15 protein-coding genes are annotated in these 20,090 nt (G+C 73.7%); 8 read left to right on the top strand and 7 right to left on the bottom strand.

Annotated elements, in window-relative coordinates:
* Window positions 1-200: 200 nt before the first annotated feature.
* Window positions 201-1,598 carry a serine/threonine-protein kinase gene (locus ACZ466_RS20420; protein WP_378283017.1) on the bottom strand — a complete coding sequence of 466 codons (1,398 nt, stop codon included), beginning with the start codon at window positions 1,596-1,598 and terminating at the stop codon, window positions 201-203.
* 164 nt (window positions 1,599-1,762) lie between these two features.
* The gene (locus tag ACZ466_RS20415) at window positions 1,763-2,161 is read right to left on the bottom strand and encodes an ester cyclase (protein WP_378283016.1); all 399 of its coding nucleotides are present in this window, start codon (window positions 2,159-2,161) and stop codon (window positions 1,763-1,765) included.
* A gap of 207 nt (window positions 2,162-2,368) precedes the next feature.
* Here ACZ466_RS20415 and ACZ466_RS20410 point away from each other — a divergent pair, with 207 nt between their 5' ends.
* Window positions 2,369-2,743 (top strand): phage holin family protein, encoded by a 375-nt coding sequence (locus ACZ466_RS20410; RefSeq protein WP_464043900.1) that lies wholly within the window; start codon window positions 2,369-2,371, stop codon window positions 2,741-2,743.
* Here the strand turns inward: ACZ466_RS20410 and ACZ466_RS20405 are convergent.
* From ACZ466_RS20405 to ACZ466_RS20390, 4 genes are all read right to left on the bottom strand, one after another.
* Window positions 2,740-6,213, bottom strand: a complete 3,474-nt coding sequence (locus tag ACZ466_RS20405; RefSeq protein ID WP_378283014.1) for a hypothetical protein — start codon at window positions 6,211-6,213, stop codon at window positions 2,740-2,742. The two genes, ACZ466_RS20410 and ACZ466_RS20405, sit on opposite strands and share 4 nt — an antisense overlap.
* Before the next feature lie 44 nt (window positions 6,214-6,257).
* Window positions 6,258-7,232: a cation diffusion facilitator family transporter gene (locus ACZ466_RS20400; RefSeq protein WP_378283013.1), complete on the bottom strand. Its 975-nt coding sequence runs from the start codon at window positions 7,230-7,232 to the stop codon at window positions 6,258-6,260.
* Window positions 7,233-7,311: 79 nt separating this feature from the next.
* Window positions 7,312-8,319 carry a hemolysin family protein gene (locus ACZ466_RS20395; RefSeq protein ID WP_378283012.1) on the bottom strand — a complete coding sequence of 336 codons (1,008 nt, stop codon included), beginning with the start codon at window positions 8,317-8,319 and terminating at the stop codon, window positions 7,312-7,314.
* Window positions 8,316-9,650 carry a hemolysin family protein gene (locus ACZ466_RS20390; RefSeq protein ID WP_378283011.1) on the bottom strand — a complete coding sequence of 445 codons (1,335 nt, stop codon included), beginning with the start codon at window positions 9,648-9,650 and terminating at the stop codon, window positions 8,316-8,318. The genes ACZ466_RS20395 and ACZ466_RS20390 overlap by 4 nt, the downstream gene beginning before the upstream one ends.
* A 440-nt stretch (window positions 9,651-10,090) precedes the next feature.
* On the opposite strand from ACZ466_RS20390, the gene ACZ466_RS20385 reads away from it, so the two are divergent.
* Genes ACZ466_RS20385 through ACZ466_RS20355 form a run of 7 tightly spaced genes read left to right on the top strand, consistent with a single transcriptional unit; the run spans window position 10,091 to window position 19,691 of the window.
* The gene (locus ACZ466_RS20385) at window positions 10,091-11,308 is read left to right on the top strand and encodes a hypothetical protein (RefSeq protein ID WP_378283010.1); all 1,218 of its coding nucleotides are present in this window, start codon (window positions 10,091-10,093) and stop codon (window positions 11,306-11,308) included.
* Window positions 11,305-13,848, top strand: coding sequence for a serine/threonine-protein kinase (locus tag ACZ466_RS20380; protein ID WP_378283009.1), 2,544 nt, complete (start codon window positions 11,305-11,307; stop codon window positions 13,846-13,848). Before ACZ466_RS20385 ends, ACZ466_RS20380 begins: the two co-directional genes overlap by 4 nt.
* Window positions 13,849-13,850: 2 nt before the next feature.
* Window positions 13,851-15,125: a protein phosphatase 2C domain-containing protein gene (locus ACZ466_RS20375; RefSeq protein ID WP_378283008.1), complete on the top strand. Its 1,275-nt coding sequence runs from the start codon at window positions 13,851-13,853 to the stop codon at window positions 15,123-15,125.
* Entirely contained in the window at window positions 15,122-16,546 is a 1,425-nt protein-coding gene (locus ACZ466_RS20370) for a VWA domain-containing protein (protein ID WP_378283007.1), read from the top strand. The genes ACZ466_RS20375 and ACZ466_RS20370 overlap by 4 nt, the downstream gene beginning before the upstream one ends.
* Window positions 16,547-16,550: 4 nt before the next feature.
* A complete protein-coding gene (locus ACZ466_RS20365; RefSeq protein WP_378283006.1) occupies window positions 16,551-17,330 on the top strand; it encodes an FHA domain-containing protein in 780 nt (259 codons plus the stop codon).
* Window positions 17,327-18,850, top strand: a complete 1,524-nt coding sequence (locus ACZ466_RS20360) for a hypothetical protein (RefSeq protein WP_378283005.1) — start codon at window positions 17,327-17,329, stop codon at window positions 18,848-18,850. Before ACZ466_RS20365 ends, ACZ466_RS20360 begins: the two co-directional genes overlap by 4 nt.
* A 13-nt stretch (window positions 18,851-18,863) precedes the next feature.
* Window positions 18,864-19,691 carry a glutamate ABC transporter substrate-binding protein gene (locus ACZ466_RS20355; protein ID WP_378283004.1) on the top strand — a complete coding sequence of 276 codons (828 nt, stop codon included), beginning with the start codon at window positions 18,864-18,866 and terminating at the stop codon, window positions 19,689-19,691.
* Between the two features lie 2 nt (window positions 19,692-19,693).
* Here the strand turns inward: ACZ466_RS20355 and ACZ466_RS20350 are convergent, their stop codons facing one another.
* On the bottom strand, window positions 19,694-20,050 hold the full coding sequence (locus ACZ466_RS20350) for an STAS domain-containing protein (RefSeq protein ID WP_378283003.1): 357 nt from the start codon (window positions 20,048-20,050) through the stop codon (window positions 19,694-19,696).
* Window positions 20,051-20,090 lie beyond the last annotated feature (40 nt).

Here is a 20,090-nt window from a genome sequence, read left to right as displayed (position 1 = left end):
ACCGCCGACGTTGCCTGGGATGCCGGGTCGGTGCTGGAGGCGTCGCCCGGTCGGCCGGTTCATCGCGGTTGGCCGAGCTGGTCGAGGCCAGGATGCCGGAGGACGATCTCAGTTTGGGGCCCGGCCTGCGCCGAGCAGGACGATCGAGCCCAGGGGGCCGACGGGGAGCTGCCAGGCCGAGGCGGCTGGGCCGCCGGGCGTCAGTCGACGGTGAATTCGAGGACGAGGACCTTGTCGGATTGGCTGGTCGTTCCGCGTTCGACGGAGATGCTGACGTAGGTGATCTCCACCGAGCTCTGCGTGAGGACCGAGAGCCGACAGCCGGCGTAATCGTCGCACTCGTCCCTGGGGTCGTTGAGGATCACCGACCGCACGACGGACTGCGCCCGGAACCAGTTGATGACGGTGTTGACCTGGCCGTTCACGTCGCATCGGTCGGAGGAGGCGTCCTCGCACAGGACCGATGTCACCTCCACCTCGCCTTCATCCTCTCGGCTGAGGTCGGTCGATGAGCCCGGGATCGTCCCCATCCCGGCGATGGTGCTCATGTTCGCCTCGTAGCGCTGGTTCTCCTGCCTCTCCTGGTACGCGGGCACCGCCAAGGTCGCCGTGAGGGCGACCGCCAGGACGGCGGTGGCCGCGATGAGGACGAGGCCGACGATCTTCTTCTTCCGCGAGAGGGCCGGGCGTTTCGGCGGCCGCGGAAAGGGTGGATGCCGGACGGTCGGCGGCACGGGCGGCTGTGCGGGTTGGCGGCCCTGGACGAGCCAGGCGAGCTGGGCGTGCAGGTGATCGGCGGTGGGGCGTTGGGACGGGTCGCGGTGCAACAGCGTTCTGAGGATGGGTTCGAGGGAGCCGGCGTGCGCGGGTGGGGCAGGGTCCTCGGTGGCGATGGCGATGAAGACCGCGCCGGTGCTGGCGCCCTCGAACGGGGGGCGTCCCTCCACGGCGGTGTAGAGCGTGGCGCCGAGTGACCACAGGTCGGCGGCGGCCGTGGCCTCCTGGCCTCGGACCTGCTCGGGCGACATGTACGCGGGAGTGCCCAGAACCACGCCCGTTCCGGTCAGGGTCGCATCGCCCTCGACGGCCGCGATGCCGAAGTCGGTCAGGACGGCGCGGTCGTTCTCCAGCAGGACGTTGGCGGGCTTGATGTCGCGGTGCGTGATGCCCGCCCGATGAGCCGCGCGCAGAGCGTCCAGCACCTGCAACCCGATCTGCGCGACCCGGACGGGCGGCAGCCGCCCCTCGGCCTTCAGCAGGTCGTCCAGGGAACGCCCCCGTACGAGCTCCATGACGATCCAGGGGCGGCCGTCATCGCCGGTCACGCGGTCGTGCACGGTGACGATCCCGGGATGCCTGAGCCCGGCCGCGGCCCGTGCCTCCCGGTCCAGCCGGGCGATCCAGGTCTGCCGTGCGGCGTCGTCCAGCTGCTCGGGCAGGCGCAGTTCCTTGACCGCCACCTCACGGTCGAGCTGCTCGTCGTGGGCCCGCCAGACCGCTCCCATGCCGCCCCGGCCCAGCAGGCCGGTCAGCCGGTACCGGCCCGCCAGTACCTGACCGTCCGCGTCCGCCGCCTGCCGCCAGCCGTCCTGCCTCAACGCGACACCCTTCACAGGAACATTCGTGTCTGCCCGACAAGTTGAGATCATCTCAAACGCCGGCCGCCTGGAGCGAGGTAACGGCCGCCGGAGGGCTCACGCCGGTCCTGCGGTGTCGGCCAACGGGATCCCGGGACAGGGGCGTTCGGTGGCGAGGGTTCGGTCTAGCCCAGGCCGAGTTGCCGGGAGAAGGTCTGGACGTCGGAGATCACCCAGTACTCCGCGAACCGGCCGCCCTCGGCGCGCAGGATGTCGTGGCCGCTGAACGAGACGCTCGTGCCCTCCGGTGCCGTCGCCCCCGGCATTCCTCCCCTGTAGCGCCCGCCGAACGTCCACCGCGCGGCGACCCGGTCACCGTCCACGATCGGCCCCACGTCCAACGCCACCGTGACGTCGGCGAACGGGGCGTGACCCTGCGCGAGCATCTCGATCAGCCGCTCGGGCCCGCGTACCTCCACGCCCGGCCAGTGCCCGACGAAACCGGGCGTGACCAGCTCGTGGGCGAGCCGGAAGTCTCCGGCCCACATCTCCAGCAGCCACCGCTCGTACAACTTCGCGATCATGAGGACCCTTCTCGTTCGGCGTCGTCATCCTGACCGTCGTTTCCGGTCGCGCCGGTCCGATGCCCCGACCGCCGAACCCCTCGACCTGGACCCCATCCTCGAATGGGTAGGACGCCGGGGAGTCGTTCCTCATGATGAGATGCGCATCCGGGAAAATCCCCATACGGGCTGATGGTGGACGGGGCATCGGCGGCGCAGGATCGTGATGTGCGGATAATTCTCAAGGTAGGCATCACCGCGGTCGCGCTGTGGGTCGCCACCGTGCTGATCGCCGGCATCGACGTCGAGGGCGACACCGCCGGACGCCGCGCGCTGACACTGCTCGGCGTCGCGGTGATCTTCGGGCTGGTGAACGTCCTCATCAAACCCATCGTCAAGACTCTGGGCTGCGCCTTCTACGTCCTCACCCTGGGCCTCATCGGGCTCGTCGTGAACGCGCTGCTGCTCCTGCTCACCGGCTACATCGCCAACGAGTTCGACCTCGCCTTCAACGTCGACGGCTTCTGGCCCGCCTTCGCAGGCGCCATCGTCGTCGGCGTGGTCGGCTGGGTCCTCAACCTCGTGCTCGGGGACGACGACTAACGGCCGAACGGCGACCGCGTCAGCCGCACCCCGTCCGCGTACTCCGAATACGCGGACGGGGTCTCGCCGTCGTACCCCAGAAGCACCCAGCGTCGGGTCCGGACCGCCCCCACCAGAAAGTCCGCCTCGTTGAACGCCCCGGCGCCCGCCAGCAGCAGGACGTCGAACTCCGCCTCAGCACCTGACGCGCCCAGCGTCGCGGGCGTCCCGCACACCAGGTCCGCCGTGCGCAGCAGCACCTCGGCCGCCTCGTCCGACGCGGCACGGCCCGTCTCGGCGTGCTCGACGTAGTGCGACAACTGCTCGATCCGCGCCATCGCCCGGCCCTGGTACCCCGCCAGCAACTCCCGGTCGACCGGATCCCCGCCGCAGACCTCCTGCACCTTCTCCCGTGAACGGGCCTCCGCCTCCGTCGCCGCCTCGAACTCCGCCGAACGCGTCGAGAGCTCCTCCTCGGCCTCGACCTTCCGGCGCTCCAGCAGCGCCCCGGCCTCCGCCAGGCTCGTCCGGGCCGCCTCCGCCTCCGCGCCCGCGCGCTCGTACGCGGCCCGGGCCGCCTCGTGCGCCTGCCGCGCCGCCGCGAGCCGTCCCTCGATCTCCTGCGCCACCCGCTGCGCTTCCACCGCCAGCGCACTGGCCTGCGTCGCACGCTGCACCGCTTCGGCCGCCAGCCGCGCCTTCTCCTGGTGATCGGCCGCCGCCGCCTCGCGCTCCGGGACCAGCCGGGCCAGCTCCGCGCCGAGCTGCCGCTGCGCCTCCTGCGCCTGCGCCAGCCGCGCCCCGCCCTCGTTGATGAACGACTCCAACTGCGTCCGGTAACCGTGCGCCCGCTCCGCGGCCTGCTTCGCCTGTCCCGCCCGCTCGGCCGCCTCGTCCGCCGACTTGCTGAGCGCCTTCACCTCGGCGCGCAACTCCTTGATTTCCGGGGGCGGCGCCGCCACGTGCAGCCGCTGCCCCAGCGTCAGCTTCCGCCGCCGCGCCGCAAGCGCCGACTCCGCCGCCGCCAACCGGTAGTACTTCGTGTGCCCGTCGGCGTCGGCCGCCGCCGACTCCGCCACCAGCCGGTCCGCCTCCTCGACTGCCCGCGGCAGATCGTCCCGCGCCCGACTCAGGTCCGCGGTCAGCGACTCCTCCTGCTGCTGCGCCGCCTGCAACTCCGTGCGCGCCTGGCCGTCCCGCTGGTCCAACGCCTCGCACCGCGCCCGGGTCGCCTCCGCGGTACGGGTGAGCCGCCCCGCCTCGTCCGCCGTCGCGTCCGCGTCCGTCTGCAACCGCTGCGCCTCCGACAGCGGCCCGGCCAGCTCCGCCGAGATCTGCGCCTGTGCCTCCTCCAGCCGCTCCGCCTCCTCGGCGGCCTGCGCTCCGGCCCGCTCGGCCTCCTCGACGGCGCCCCGCGTCTCCTCGATCCGCGTGGCCAGCCCCGCCAGCTCGGCGTCCAACTCCTCCCGGCGCCGTTCGCGGGCGTCCTGCAACGCCTCCAGCGTCGCCAGGTCCCGCGGCCACTGCTCCAGCCACAGCAGGCCGCGCTGCAGCATCTTCGCCTCGGTGACCCACGCCTGCCGCCAGGCCTCGCCCACGGGCCGTACGACGACCCCCTGAAGCCGAGCCTCGACCGCCTCGAACTCCGGCGCCTCGGGCTCCGGCTCCTTCGGTTCCAGGTCCTCCGGCTTCACGGGCCTGAACTCGACCGTCCCGTTCGACCCCATCTCGCGCAGCGGCCGCCCCGCCACGACGGGCCGCTCCTCACCGTCGATGAGCAGCGCGTACACATCATCGCCGAGCCCCTGGACGACCTCCCGCGCCCGCTCGTCCGTGGGCGCCAGCACCAGAACCCGCTCACGTCCGGCCAGCAGCCTTTGAACGACCTCGCCGACGGCCTCGTCCCAGACAACATCCGAGGGCTCCGCGTTCAGCAGCAGCCGGGCCAGTTCGTCCCAGTCCCCCGCGACCCTCCGCTCCCGCATCGCCCGCAAGGCCGCCAACTGCCCCCGCCACCCGACGGCCTTGGTCTCCCCGTCCCGAAGCCGCCGCTCAAGCCCCTCGTAAACCTCCAGCAGCTCCGCACAAACACCGTCGGCGCCCGTGTTCGGTGGCGTGTGGGCGAGCGCCGTGGCTTCAGCCTTCGGGGTGTCCTCGTCTTCCGCGTCGCTTCCGCTGGTGGACGCTGCCAGCGTGGGTGTGCCGACCTCCGCTTCCGGACCGGTCACGGCGTAGCCCGCTTCGGGCTCGTGCAGGCCCGTGCTCTCGGCGTTCGCGGCAGGGGCATCGCTTTCGTCAGGGGCAGTTGCTTCCAGGCCCGACTCGCTCTTCGCGGGCGCGTCCACTTCCGGCGGCACGGAACCGTCGTCGGCGGTGCTGGGTGGTGTGTGGTCGAGCGCTGTGGCTTCGGCCTCTGGGACGTCCGTGTCCTCGTCTTCCGCGTTGGTTCCGCTGGTGGACGCTACCAACGTGGGCGTGTCGACCTGCGCTGGTGAGCCCATCTCCGCTTCCGGGCCGGTCGCGGCATCGTCCGGGCTCACGTTCTGTGCGTCCGTCCTTTGAACGTTGCCGATGGATGCCGCGGGCGCGGGGGTGGGGTTTGCGGGTGGGCTGGCCTCCAGCGGTTCGTCCACGGTCGGTCCGGTGACCGTGGACGGTGTCGTCGGCGGGAGGTCCTTTGTTGCGGACGCGCTCGCGGCGGTCGTTGGCAGCGCGGGGGTGTTGGTCTCCGCTGGTGAGCGCGGCTCCGCTTCGGGCTCGCTGCCCGGAGGGGCATGGTGCAAGCTCGGGACGTCCGCCTCGGGAATGTCGCCCGTGGTTACTGCCGGCGTCCGCGTGGTGTCTACGGGCCTGCCCGCCTTCGGCGGTGTGGGAGCGGTCGTGCTCACGGGTTCGGTGTCTTGCTGGGGGGTGCTGTCTGCGGCTGTCGTTGGCGTGAGGCCCTCGTTGGACGCGTCCGTTGCCGGGGGTGTTGAGTCGGCAGAGACCTCTGGTGTGGGGTGGAGCGCCGTGGCCTCCGCTTGCGGGGCGTTGGGGTCGGTGGCTGTCGCATCGGCTTCTGCGGGGTCGGCCGTGGCTGTGTCCGGTGCTTCGAGTTCGTTGACGAGCGCGGCCGGTAGCGGTCTTGTGGTGTCGGCCGGTGGGCCTGGCGGCTGTGCTTCGGGGGCCGCGATCTCGTTGTCGGCGGGGTCGGTTGTCGCGGTGAGGGCCTCGGCCAGTTTGGTCACGTCCTGGACGGTCTGCGGGTCGTCCGCCATGGGGAGCATGGTGGCTTCGGGCGGCGGGTTCAGTTCGTCCGTCTGGGCGCTGGGGGTGGGGTCGGTGGTCTGGGGGCCCGCGGCCGGGGTGACCTGGGGGAGGGGGCGGGTGGCCAGGTCGGCGTCGGCGTACGGGCCGGTGGCCTTCGAGGGGTCTTTGGTCAGGTGGCCGGGGTCCTCGTCGTTGGTCGGGCCCGTTCCTGGTGAGTGCTCCACGCCGTCATCCCGTTCCATCGGTTCGGGGCCTATCCATTCCCCCTTGTACTGGGAATAACGTCTCACACGCGATGAGCGCTCAGCGCGGCGTGGTGATCTATGCCATCGCGGGGCTCGGGATCGGGGTGGACGAGGGCACCGGTGAGGCGCGGGAGGGCGTGGAGGAGGCCGTGTTCGGCGTCCACGGCGATCCGGTGGGCTTGGACGAGGGTGGCGGACGGGTCCACGATGACGTCGCATTCGGCGCGGAGGCGGTGGCCGATCCAGCGGAGGCGGATGTCGCCCACGTCCAGGACGCCTGGTGTTGAGGTGAGGGCGGCTTCGGCCTTGTCGACGAGGTCGGGGTCGACGGCGTCCATGAGGCGGTGCCAGATCTCCAGGGCGGCCTGCCGGAGGACGGCGAGGATCGCGAGGGTGATGAGGAGGCCGATGACGGGGTCGGCCCAGGGGAGTCCCAGGGCGACGCCGCCCGCGCCTAGGAGGACGGCGAGTGAGGTGAAGCCGTCGGTGCGTGCGTGGAGGCCGTCCGCGACGAGGGCGGCGGAGCCTATGCGGCGGCCCACGCGGATGCGGTAGCGGGCGACGAGTTCGTTGCCTGTGAAGCCGATGAGGGCGGCCATGGCGACGGCCCAAAGGTGTGTGACCGGCCGGGGGTCGGCGAGTCTCTCCAGGGCCGTGTAGCCGGCGGCGAGGGCGGACGCGGCGATGGTGAGGACGATGAGGATTCCCGCGACGTCCTCGGCGCGTCCGTACCCGTAGGTGTAGCGGCGGGTGGGCGGGCGGCGGGCCAGGAGGAACGCGATGCCGAGGGGGACGGCGGTGAGGGCGTCGGCGGCGTTGTGGAGCGTGTCGCCCAGCAGCGCCACCGAGCCCGAGATCGCGACCACGATCGCTTGGAGCACGGTGGTGGCCCCTAGGACGACGAGGGAGATCCATAGGGCGCGGATGCCTTCGGCGCTCGATTCCATGGCCGCGTCCACCTTGTCGGAGGAGGCGTGGGAGTGGGGCCGCCGGTGGTGGTGCTGATGTCCCTCCATGGGGTCAGGATGCGCCAGGAATCCCGTTGCAGCATCTCGACACCTACGCGGGCTGCGCAGGCGCGAGATGCTCGCAACGTTAGTGCGGGTTGGTCGCCAGGAGTTCGGCCAGCAGGTCGTCCAGGGTGACGATGCCCGCGAAGGCGCCCTGGGCGTCGTTGACGACGGCCAGCTGGGCGCGGTCGCGGCGCAGGCTGGTGACCGCGTCCAGGACGGTGGTGCCCGCGGTCAGGACGGGCGCCGGGTGAGCCAGCTCGGCGGCGCGGCGCTCGCCGTCGGGTTCGGTGACGGCGGCCCGCACGTGGACGATGCCCGCCATCGTCCCGTCGGCGTTGCGGACCAGCAGGCGGCTGTGCCCGCTGGCGGTCGCGGTGCGGCGGATCCCGGCGGCGGTCGCGTCGGCCTCGATGGTGGTCACCTCGGTCCGCGGGACGACCAGGTGCCCGACGGTCACCTCGCGGGCCGAGATGGCGCGCCGCAGCAGCTCGTGGTCGTGCCGGCCGATGAGGCCGAGCCGGCGGGACTCGCCGAGCAGGTGGCCGAGCCGCTGCGGGTCGGTGTGGTCGTCCAGCTCGTCCTTGGGGGTGATCCCGATGAGCCGGATCAGCCCGTTGGTGACGCTGTTGAGGGACGCCAGGATCGGCCGGGACACCTTCGCGAACGCCCGGAACGGCAGCGCCAGGATCAGCGCGGAGCGTTCCGGGTGGGCGATCGCCCACGACTTCGGCGCCATCTCCCCGATGACCATGTGCAGGAACGTCACCACGGCGAGCGCGGTGGCGAGCGCGATGGCCTTGGAGCCGGCCTCGGGGACGCCGAGGGCGTGCAGCGGCGGTTCGAGGAAGTGCTCGAAGGCGGGCTCGGTGACGATGGCCAGGCCCAGCGAGCACATGGTGATGCCGAACTGGGCGCCGGCCAGCATCAGCGACAGCTCGCGGGTGCCGGCGACGGCGGCCGCGGCGGGACGGCTGCCGCGGGCGGCGATCCGTTCCAGCTGCGGCCGGTTGGCGGCGACCAGCGCGAACTCGGAGGCGACGAAGAAGCCGTTGCCGAGCAGGAGCAGCACGGTGATCAGCAGGGTGGTCACGGGGCCTCTCCCGCGGGGACGAGGGCCGGGAGGGTGCGGAGCCGGACGTCGTCGGGGACGCGGCGGTGCACCGTGATGACCTCCAGTTCGACCCGGGCGCCGTCGTCCAGGTCGATGGTGAGGCGGTCGGCGGGGGCGGGCAGGCGGCGCAGCCGGGCCATGATGAGGCCGCCGAGGGTGTCGTACGCCTCGCCCTCGGGGAGGTCGAGGCCGGTGAGCCGGCCGACCTCGTCGACGCGCAGGCCGGCGTCGACGACCCAGGAGCCGTCCGCGGCGGCGGTGGGCGCCTGCTCGGCGGCGTCGTTCTCGTCGGTGATCTCCCCGACGAGCTCCTCGGCGACGTCCTCGAAGGTGAGGATGCCGGCGAGGCCGCCGTACTCGTCGACGACGCAGGCGAACTCCTCGCCGCTGTCGCGCATGTGCTCGATCACGCCGTACAGCGGCTGGCTGCCCGGGACGAGCAGTGCCGGCCGGGCGATGCGGCGGACCGGGGTGGACGGGTCGAGGGTGTCGTCGGCGACCTCGCGGGCGCCGGCGACGCCGACGACGTCGTCGACGTCCTGCCCGTACACCGGGTAGTTGGTGTGGCCGGTGGCGGCGATGAGCTCGGTGAGCTCGGCGACGGTGGCGTCGCCGGGCAGGGTGTCGACCTGGGGCCGCGGCACCATGACCTCGTCGGCGGTGCGGTCGCCGAACGACAGCGCCCGGTCCAGCAGCCCGGACAGGTCGGCGGGCAGCAGCCCGGCGCTGTGCGAGCGGCCGATGATCTCGCCGAGCTCCTCCAGGGTGGCGCCGCTGTGGAGTTCCTCGACCGGTTCCACGCCCACGGCGCGCAGCAGTTTCTCGGCGGAGCGGTCGAACAGCCGGATGATGGGGCCGAAGATCGTCAGGTAGACGAGGGTGGAGGCGGCCAGGGCGCGGGCCAGCTGCTCGGCGCGGGCCAACGCCAGGTTCTTGGGGAACAGCTCGCCGAGCAGCATCTGGATGAGGGTGGCGACCACGAATCCGGTGGCCAGCGCGATCGCCCCGGTGGCGCCCAGCGGTACGCCGGTGACGCGCAGGAGGGGTTCGATCAGTTCGGCCAGGGCGGGCTTGGCGATGAATCCGACCACCAGGGTGGTCATGGTGATGCCGAGCTGCGCGCCCGACAGCATGAAGGAGAGCCGTCCGATGACCTTGAGGGAGCGCCGGGCGCCGATGTCGCCCCGGTCGGCCGCCTCGGTGAGCCGCGCGCGGTCGGCGGCGACGAACGCGAACTCCTGGGCCACGAAGTATCCGGTCGCCGCGGTCAGCACGAACACGGCGAGGACGCCCAAGGTCGCGGTCAGCATGACGCGCCCCGTGCTGCCGAGGCGCGCCGGCCGGCGGGTTCGCCGGGTCTATGACTGGGGTCCGACACTGCGGACTCTCAACTCCTCTCGATCGGGGATCGTTCCTTATCGCAACGTCACCTCATACCAGGTGGTTCCCGGTTTGCAAGCACCGCGGAGGTGATGATCGCCTCATCCCCCGGCGGCGGGGCGCCGGAGGGCGGGGTGACCGGACGCGGCCAGCGGGTTCCGCGGTCATCGGCGGCGGGGTATTCATGCGGCGATCACTGGGCGGCTCCGGGGGCGGCTTGTCCTGAAAAGTGTCACCGATCACACTGGTGAGTGAGCGTACGCCGGATCCTGGGGGCGGGACACGTGTGCGGGCGACCGACCCCCTGACCGACGGGGACCAGGAACGCGGGGCTTGAGTGAACGAGAGCGGGGCCGGCGCTGCCGCGCCCATGAGCCGTGAGGGGATCGACCACGCCCTGCGGGGCCTGCGGGAGGAGAAGGAGAAGATCTCCGCCGCGCTGCTCGATCTTGAGGGCCACGACGGCAACCGGCTGCTGAAGGGCGCCCGGCTGGCCGGGGAGACGTGGCGGCGGTGGGAGGACGCCCGGGCGGAGATCGCCCTGGTCTGGCGGCTGTACGACGCGTACCAGCGGGTTTTGGCCGAGGTCGAGGAGTTGCGGGCGCGGCACGGCCGGCCGGGTCCGGCGGTGCTGGTGGAGCTGACCGGGCTGCTGGCGGGCGAGTCGGTGGACGTGCCGGGCGGCGAGATCCCGCTGGAGCGGCGGACGCTGCTGGGCGAGTCCCGGGAGCGGATCACGCTGGACGAGGCGGTGGCGCAGATGGAGGCCGGGTACGCGCGCGCGGCCGAGGTGGTCGCGGCGGCGGACGCGGCGTGGACGGCGCTGCTGGTCCCGCTGGAGGACGTGGAGGAGACCTGGCGGGAGACGGCGCGGCTGGCGCAGGGGCTGGACGGTTCCCGCCATCCCGAGCTGGACCGGCTGGGCCGCGAGCTGTCCGCGCTGGGGCAGCTGGCCCGTACCGATCCGCTGGCGCTGGTGAGCGACGGCCGCGCGGACACGTCCCGGCTGGACCGGGTGCGGGTGGCGCTGGAGGCGCTGCGCGGGTCGCTGGCGGAGGCGGCGCGGCTGCGGGACGGGTACGAGCAGCGGCTGGCGGTGGTGACGGCGTCGATCGACGACGTGGAGGAGGCCGAGCGGCGGGCCCGGGAGGCGCGCACCACCGCGACCGTGAAGATCGAGGCGGCCGGGCTGCCGGAGCCGCCGTCGCTGGGCGGCGGGCTGCGGCACCGGCTGGCCGATCTGGAGGGGCTGCGGCGGGCGGGCCGGTGGGCGGAGCTGGCGGCGCGGGTGGCCGAGCTGGATCGGGCGACCGGGGCGGCGCTGGAGCGGGCCCGCGACAACCTGGCGCTGAGCACCGGGCTGCTGGATCGGCGGGGCGAGCTGCGGGGGCGGCTGGAGGCGTACCGGGCGAAGGCGGGGCGGCTGGGGTTCGCGGAGGATGAGCGGTTGACCGCGTTGTACGGGCGGGCGCGGGGCCTGCTGTGGACGGCGCCGTGCGATCTGCGCCGGGCCACGGCGGCCCTGGCCGAGTACCAGCGGGCGATCAAGGAGCGCGAGGGCGGCGGCGGGACGGAGGCGGGCCGATGACGCTGTGCGACCAGGTGGACTGCTCGGGCAGTGTGGAGGACGGCTTCTGCGATCTGTGCGGGATGGCCCCGATCTCCGGCGCTTCGGCGGCGCCGGTCGAGACGGCCGGGACGGCCTCCGGGGCGCGGTTGCCGGGGTCGGCGCCGCCCGAGGAGGGCTCGGTGTCGCCCACGACCCCCGCCGCGATGGCCGCCCCCTCCTCCGGCGGCTCCGGATCGGGCTCGGGCGGGGCGTCGTCCGGGTCCCGCGGGTCGCGGGGCTCGTCCGGCCGGACCGCGACGCGCGGCACCATGGGCGGCGGCGGGACGGGCTCCACCGCGCAGGCGCGGCGCGGCATGCTCGGCGCCGGGCTGGTGGAGGTGCCGCCCGTCCCGTACCGTGATCCCGCCGACGCGGTCATGGAGCGGCCGGAGGTCCCGGAGAACCGCCGGTTCTGCAGCCGCTGCGAGGCTCCGGTGGGGCGCGGCCGGGAGGGGCGTCGGGGCCGGACGGAGGGCTTCTGCAAGAGCTGCGGGCACCCGTTCTCGTTCAATCCGAAGCTGAACCCGGGCGACTGGCTCGGCGGGCAGTACGAGGTCCTCGGCTGCCTGGCGCACGGCGGTCTCGGCTGGGTCTACCTGGCCCGCGACCACAACGTCAGCGGCCGCTGGGTGGTGCTGAAGGGCCTGCTGGACACCGGCGACTCCGACTCGCTGGCCGCCGCGACCGCCGAGCGGGCGTTCCTGGCCGAGGTCGAGCACCCCAACATCGTCAAGATCTACAACTTCGTGCGGCACGGCGGGTCCGGCTACATCGTCATGGAGTACGTCGGCGGCCGGTCCCTGAAGGACATCCTGCTGCGCCGCCGCCGGGAGGAGGGCGAGCACGCCGCGCTCCCGCTCGGGCAGGTGATCGCGTACGGGCTGGAGGTGCTGCGCGCCTTCGGCTACCTGCACGGGGTCGGCCTGCTCTACTGCGACTTCAAGCCCGACAACGCGATCCAGTCGGAGGAGCAGCTCAAGCTGATCGACCTGGGCGGGGTGCGGCGGGCGTTCGACGTCAACAGCCCGATCTTCGGCACGCCCGGCTACCAGGCCCCGGAGATCGCCGACCAGGGCCCGTCGGTGAGCTCGGACCTCTACACGGTGGGCCGCGCGCTGGCGGTGCTGAGCTTCCCGTTCCGCGGCTACACCGGGCGCCACCTGCGCAGCCTGCCGCCGCGGGACGAGGTGCCGCTGCTGGTGCGGTACGAGTCGTACTACCGGCTGCTGCGCCGGGCCACGCACATGGATCCGGCGCTGCGGTTCCAGAGCGCCGAGGAGATGGCCGAGCAGCTCACCGGGGTGCTGCGGGAGGTGCTGTCGGCCGACGACGCGCGCCCGCGCCCGGCGCCGTCGGCGCTGTTCGGCCCGGAGCAGCACGCCGCCGGCACGGAGATCGTGAGCGGGCCGGCGGCCGGGGTCGTCCTGCCGCGGGCGAACGGCGCGCACCGGACCGCCGGCGCCCGCGGTGCCGCGCGGCCCGCCCTGACCGGTACGGCGGCCGACGGGATGCTCCCGGTGCTGGCGCCGCTCTCGCCCGTCGCCGCGGCCGTGGCGCTGCCCGTGCCGCTGGTGGCCGGTTCCGACCCGGCGGCGGGGTTCCTCGCCGGTCTCACCGCCCGCGACCCCGAGGAGCTGGCCGCGGCGCTGGCCGCCGCGCCCATGCCGTCGACCGAGGTGAGCCTGGCGCTGGCGCGGGTCCGGATCGAGCTGGGCGAGCTGGACGCGGCGGGCCGGGTGCTGGACGACATCGCGGCGGGCCAGCCGGACGACTGGCGGGCCGACTGGTACCGGGGCGCCGCCGCGCTGGCCGCCGGGCGCTTCCGCGACGCGTCGGAGATCTTCGACGACCTGTACGACCTGATGCCGGGCGAGACGGCGCCGAAGCTGGCGCTGGCGTTCTGTTACGAGTGCGAGGGCGGCACGTCCAAGGCCGCCCGCTACTACGAGACCGTGTGGCGGACCGATCCGACGTTCGTGAGCGCGGCGTTCGGGCTGGCCCGGGTGCGGCTGGAGGTGCGCGACCGCAAGGGCGCCGAGGAGGTGCTCGACTCGGTCCCGCGGATCTCCAGCAACTACCTTGCCGCGCAGCTCGCCGCGGTCGTCACGGCCGTCCGGGGGCGCAGGCCGTCGGAGCTGGACGCCGCCGCGCTCGTCGGCGCGGGCCGCCGCCTGGAGGGGCTGCGGCTCGACACCGAGCGCTACAACGCCTACGCGGCCGAGGTGCTGGAGGCGGGGCTGGCCTGGCTGAGGGCGCAGGCGTGGGCGACGCCCGGCCCCATGCCCTCGCCCGTGCTGACGCCCGCCGCCAAGCGCCGGGCCGCCGAGGGCGGCGACGCGGGGGGCGAGGCCGCGGAGGGGCGGCCCACGGAGTTGCTCGGGACGCCCCTCACCGAGCCGGCGCTGCGGCTCAGGCTGGAGCGCACCTACCGGCTGCTGGCCAAGCTCGCCGACGGTGCCGGTGACCGCCACGCCCTGGTCAAACGGGCCAACGCCGTACGTCCGAGGACGCTGTTCTGACGATGGACGACGGCACGGGTGAGAACGGCGGCGGGCACGAGCCAGCGGGTGACGAGGACGTGGTGCTGTCCTGCCCCTGGTGCGGCGAGCCGCTGGAGCCGGGCGACCGGTTCTGCGAGGCGTGCGGGCGGGCGCCGCACGGTCCGCGCGCCGTCATCGAGATCCCGGAGATCCGTCCCGAAGCGGTGCTGGAGACCTCGTCCCGGCGCACCCGGACCGAACCGGGCCCCGCCTGCGGCGACTGCGGCGGCACCGACATCGATGCCGAGGGCTACTGCGGCGACTGCGGGCTGCGCCGGCCGGCCGGCAACGAGCATGTCGAGATCGAGCTGGCCGGTCCGGCGGCGGGGTGGGTGCGGGCCGCCGGGATCAGCGATCTCGGGCACCGCCGGGGCCGCAACGAGGACGCGATCGCGATGGCCGCGCTGCCCCGCACGGTGTGCGCGGTGGTGTGCGACGGCGTCGCCTCCGCGCCCGGCTCGGACCGGGCCGCCCAGGTCGCCGCCGACACCGGGGTGGTGACGCTGGCCGAGCGGCTGGTCGAGGGCGACGGGCCGGAGGACGCGACGCGCGGCGCCGTCGACCGGGCCAACAGCGCCGTGACCCGTCTCGCCGAGTCGCCGCACAACCCGCCCGCCTGCACCTACGTCTCGGCCGTCGTGGGGCAGGGGAGCGTCACCATCGGCTGGGTCGGCGACAGCCGCGCGTACTGGATCCCCTTCGAGGGCGACGGCGCCGCCCCCAACGGCACGTCGAACGGCACCAACGGCACGAACGGCCACGGTTCGGCGCTGCTCACCCGGGACGACTCCTGGGCCGACCTGATGATCGCGCGCCGCACCATGACCGAGGCCGCCGCCCGCTCCGACCCCCGGGCGCACCTGCTGACCGGCTGGCTGGGCGCCGACGCCGACGTGTTCGCCCCGCACGCGGTGACGTTCCGTCCGCGCGGCCCCGGCATGGTCCTGATCTGCAGCGACGGCCTGTGGAACCACCTGCCCGAGCCGTCCCTCCTGGAGGAGGTCCTGACCAGGGCCGCCGCCTCCCCGTCCCCCGAGCCCCCCGCCGCGTCACCCTCCGCCGAGCCCGGTGCGCGCCTGCTCCCGCTGGCGCGCAGCCTCGTGCAGGCCGCGCTCGACGAGGGCGGGCACGACAACGTCACCGTCGCGCTCATCCCGTACCCGCCGAGAACACCCGCCGTCGCCCCCGCTCCCGCCCAAGCGCGACCGCCCTCCCCCGATGCCCCGGACGGACCCCCCAGGGAGCCCCCCAGATGAGCGACCTACCCGAGTTCACCATCCGTGTCGACCAGAACCCCTACCTCCCGGCGGGAGGCCGGGAGATGCACGCCATCGTCACCGTCGAGGCGTCCGGGGCGGCCCCGGGCACCGCCTCGGGGGCCGGTCCCGCGGACACGGCGGCGTCCTCCGCGGAGGCGGCCGAGGTCATCATCATCGACTCGTCCGGCTCGATGTCGTACTCGGGCAAGATGGCGGCGGCCAAGCGGGCCGCCAAGGCCGCGCTGAACGTGCTGCGCGAGGGCGTGCACTTCGCGGTGGTCGCGGGCGCCAACCAGCCGCGGATGATCTACCCGCGGGAGCAGCGGACGGCCCGGCTGGACGCCGCGACCCGGCAGGAGGCGCTGACCGCGGTGAACCGGCTGGACGCGGCGGGCGGCACCGCGATCGGGTCCTGGCTGCGGCTGGCCGACCGGCTTTTCGAGGACCACCGGGACGCGGTCCGGCACGCGATCCTGCTCACCGACGGCAAGAACCAGCACGAGAGCGACGCCGAACTGGACGCCGCCCTCGAGCAGTGCTCCGGCTCGTTCGTCTGCGACGCGCGCGGCGTCGGCACCGACTGGAACGTGGCCGAGCTCCGCAAGATCGCCTCCGCGCTGCTGGGGACGTTCCTGGACGTCCCCGACCCGCAGGACCTGGAGGCCGACTTCCGCGAGATGACCGCCGCCGCCATGGACAAGCGGGTCGCGGACGTGGTGCTGCGCGTGTGGACGCCGCAGAACGCGAGCCTGCGCTTCCTCAAGCAGATGGTGCCGACCGTGGAGGACCTCACCGCCCGGCGGGCCGGCTCCGGGCAGATCGGGGACTACCCGCTGGGCGCGTGGGGCGCCGAGGGCCGCGAGTACCACCTGTGCGTGGAGGTCCCGGCCGGGGACGTCGGACGGCAGATGCGCGCCGCCTGGGTGAAACTCGTCGTCCCGGACGCCGGCGAGGGGGACCGCGAGCTGGCCGCGGGCAACGTGCTGGCCGAGTGGACCGAGGACGAGGGCAAGTCGACCAGGATCAACGCCCGCGTCGCCATCCACACCGGCCAGTCGGAGCTGGCCGAGGCCATCCAGGAGGGCCTTGAGGCGCGCCGGGAGGGCGACGAGGAGCACGCGACGGCCCGGCTGGGACGCGCGGTGGTGCTGGCCGGAGAGGTCGGCAACGAGCAGATCGCCGGGCTGCTGGACCGGGTCGTGGACGTCATCGACCAGGAGTCGGGGACGGTGCGGCTGAAGAAGGAGGTCTCCAAGGCCGACGAGATGTCGCTGGACACCCGGTCGGTGCGGACCGTGCGGACCGCCCACCGCACCGGGGAGGCCCCGGACGGCAACCCGCGCACCCGTGCCACGCGTCCCACTTCCCAAGGGCCGCCGGGGCCGCAGGGTTCCCGGGCGCCCCGGGACGAGGGGTGAGGCCATGCCGATCTGCCCGAGCGGCCATACGTCCGGCTCCGCCGACTTCTGCGACGTCTGCGGGGAGCTGATCCCGGGGGCACCGCGCGTCCGGCTCGACGCCGGCGCGACCGGGCCGCCGCCGTCCGGGACCGCGCGGGGGACCGGGGCGGAGGGCGGCGAGCCCTGCCCGCTGTGCGGGACGCCGCGCTCGGGGCGCTTCTGCGAGGTGGACGCCTACGATTTCGAGACCGGGGAGGTGAGCGGCAACGCCCAGATGTACGCCGAGCCGCCGTCCACCCCCTCCCCTCCGATCGACACGGCCCGCCCGGAGGCGCTCTGGACGGTCGTGATCAGCGCCGACCGCGCGTACTACGGCTCGGTGATCGCGCTCGGCGGCCCGGACGCCGCCTCGATCGCGTTCCCCCCGTACTGCCCGGAGCGGCGCGTCGACCTGGCCGGAGAGCTGCGCCGGGGCGGAGCGATACGCATCGGGCGGCGCAGCGCGTCCAGGGGCCTGGCCCCTGAGATCGACCTGAGCGTCCCGCCGGAGGACCCGGGCGTCTCCCACATGCACGCCGTGCTGCTCGCCCGGCCGGACGGCACGTGGACGCTCGTCGACCCCGGCTCCATGAACGGCACGACGCTGAACGGCGGCACCAAGCCCGTCGACGTCAACGTCCCGATCCCGGTCGGCGACGGCGACCGGATCCACGTCGGCGCCTGGACCACTCTCACCCTCGTGCTCCGAGCGGGGCCGCCGGGCGGTTCCCCGGCCGGGTCCCGGGGAGGTTCGCCCGCATGAGCAGCCCGCAGACCACGACCACGGCGAAGCCCGCGCCGCGGCCCCCCGAGGCAGGCCGGCCCGCGACGATGTCCGTGGCCCACCCGGGCAGCCTGCTGAGGACGTTCTTCCGGGGCCGCTGGCTGGAGACCGTGCCCGGCCGCATCCGCCTGTACGTGGCGCTGTCGCTGGGCGCCGCCGCCCTCCTCCTGGCCGCGCTGACCATGGCGATCGGGAACGCCCGCGACGGCGTGCAGACCATCGGGCACGACGCGGGCCCGCAGGTCGTCGCCACCGGCGACCTGTTCTTCGCGCTCAGCGACATGGACGCCCAGGTCGCCGACGTGCTGCTGATCGGCCGCGAGCACGGCCTCGGCATCGGCCACGACCGGTCGCTGCAGCTGTACGACCAGCGCCGCCGCGAGGCCGCGCAGGCGCTCGTGCAGGCCGCCCAGCTCGCCGGGCAGGACGCCGACCGGCAGCGGACCGTCCGGGAGACGATGGCGGCGCTCGGCTCGTACGAGCGGCTGGTGGGCGAGGCGCTCGTCCTGGACCGGCAGGCCGCGCACGCCGCCGGGGAGCCGCCCGCCGCCGTCCTGAACGCCTACCGGCAGGCGACCGACCTGATGCGGATGGAACTGCTCCCCCGCGCCTACAACCTCACCCTCGACAGCGGCGCGACCGTGCGGCAGGAGTACGAGGACAAGCGGCAGGCCGTCCAGAACGGCCGGGCCTGGGTCGCCGCCGCCGGCGGGCTGCTCCTGGTGGTGCTGCTCGCCGCGCAGTTCTCCCTCGCCCGCCGCTTCCGCCGGACGGTCAACCCGCCGCTCGCGGTGGCCACGCTCGGCACCCTCCTGCTCGTGGGGACGGGCCTGGGCGTGCTGTCCGCGCACGCCGACCACCTCAGGACGGCCAAGGAGGACGGCTTCGACTCGATGCTGACGCTGTCCCGGGCCCGCGCGATCAGCCACAGCGCGTTCGCCGACGAGAGCCGCTACCTCCTCGACCCGCGGCGCGCCGACACCTACGAGCAGACCTACCTCGACAAGGCGCTCTCGGTGCTCTACCTCGACGCGGGGGAACGCCCGCTCAACCTGGAGACCTACTACTCGCTGGTCGGCCGGACGGTCCAGGTGTACTCCACCAAACCCGACCAGATCGACTTCCTCGGCTTCTACGGCGACCAGGCCGCCAAGGCGCGCACGGCCGCCGAACGGCGCACCCTGGCCCGCACCATGACCGCGTACGCCGCCGTCCTGGACAACGACCGGCGGATGCGGGAGATGGTCGCCGACGGCGACCGGGCGGGCGCGATCAGGCTGCGGATGAGCCAGGGGAACGCCGGCGCGATCAGCGCGTTCCAGGAGTACGACGAGGCCCTCGTGCGGCAGGCCGCGGTGCACCGCGCCGCGTTCGACGGCGCGATCAGGTCGGCCGACGGCGGGCTGCGCGGCTGGACGGTGCTGCCGCCGGTCGCGGCGCTGGCGATCGCGGGGCTGGTCCTCGCGGGCGTGCGGCCCCGGCTGGCCGAGTTCCGCTGAGGAGGAGCAGAGCATGCGAAGGATCGTCCGAAGCGCGGCCGCGGCGACGGCGCTGGCCGCGGCGGTCACGGCGGCCGGCTGCGGCCTGGACGGCGGCGAGCGGGAGTCCGTGGCCGCCAAACGCTCCCTGGTGATCGGCGTGAAGGCCGACCAGCCGGGGCTGGGCCTGCGCGACGCGTCCGGCGCCTACACCGGCTTCGACGTCGACACCGCCCTCTACGTCGCCGGGCGGCTCGGCGTGCCGCGCGACCGGGTCAGGTTCGAGACCACCCCGTCGTCGATCCGCGAGCACGCGCTGGCGGCCGGCACCGTCGACATGATCTTCGCCACGTACTCCATCACCGCGCCCCGCAAGTCCAAGGTCACCTTCGCCGGGCCCTACTACGTCCCGCACCAGGACACCCTGGTCCGCTCCGACGACGACTCGATCCGCAACGTGCGCGACCTCAAGGGCAAGCGGCTCTGCGAGGTCACCGGCTCCAACTCCTGGCGGCGGGTGATCGAGGAACGGAAGATCGCCGCCGAGCGGGTGCGGTCGCCCACCTACAGCGCGTGCATGACCATGCTCGCCGAGGGGCGGATCGACGCCGTCTCCACCGACGACCTGATCCTCGCCGGATTCGCCCGCGGCCGCCCGGTGAAGATCATCAACGCCCCGTTCACCGACGAGAAGTACGGCGTCGGGCTGCGCAAGGGCGACCTGGACGGCTGCGAGGCGGTCAACCGCGCGATCACCCAGATGTACCAGTCGGGCCACGCCCAGCGGCTGCTGGAGAAGTGGTTCGGCGAGTCCGGGCTGCGGCTGACCACCGGCGTCCCCCAGTTCGAGGGCTGCTCCTGACCTCAGGAGGACGAGGTCGCCGACGGCAGCGCGCTGATCGCCTCCCGCAGCGTGTCGTAGATCGGGATGAACTCGTCCACCGCGGTGATCCGGAACACCCGCCGCACCCGCGGCGGCAGCGCCACCAGCGCGATCGCGGTGCCGCGCTCGATGGCCCGCTTGTTGGCGGTGACGATCGCGTTCAGCCCGGTGGAGTCGCAGAAGGTGACCTGCCGCATGTCGACGACCATCGGGCCGCCCGCCTCCAGCGCCTCCGACATCGTGGCCTCGAACGGCTCGCGGGACACCACGTCGATCTCGCCGCGCACCCGAACGACGGAGCAGCGGTCCTGGCGGAGCAGATTCACGTCGAAGTCCATGGGCAACCTCCCGCCCCGAGTATGAGCTACCCGCGACCCG

Source organism: Actinomadura rugatobispora (genome assembly GCF_055379765.1).
This window is presented reverse-complemented; position numbering and strand designations above follow the sequence as displayed.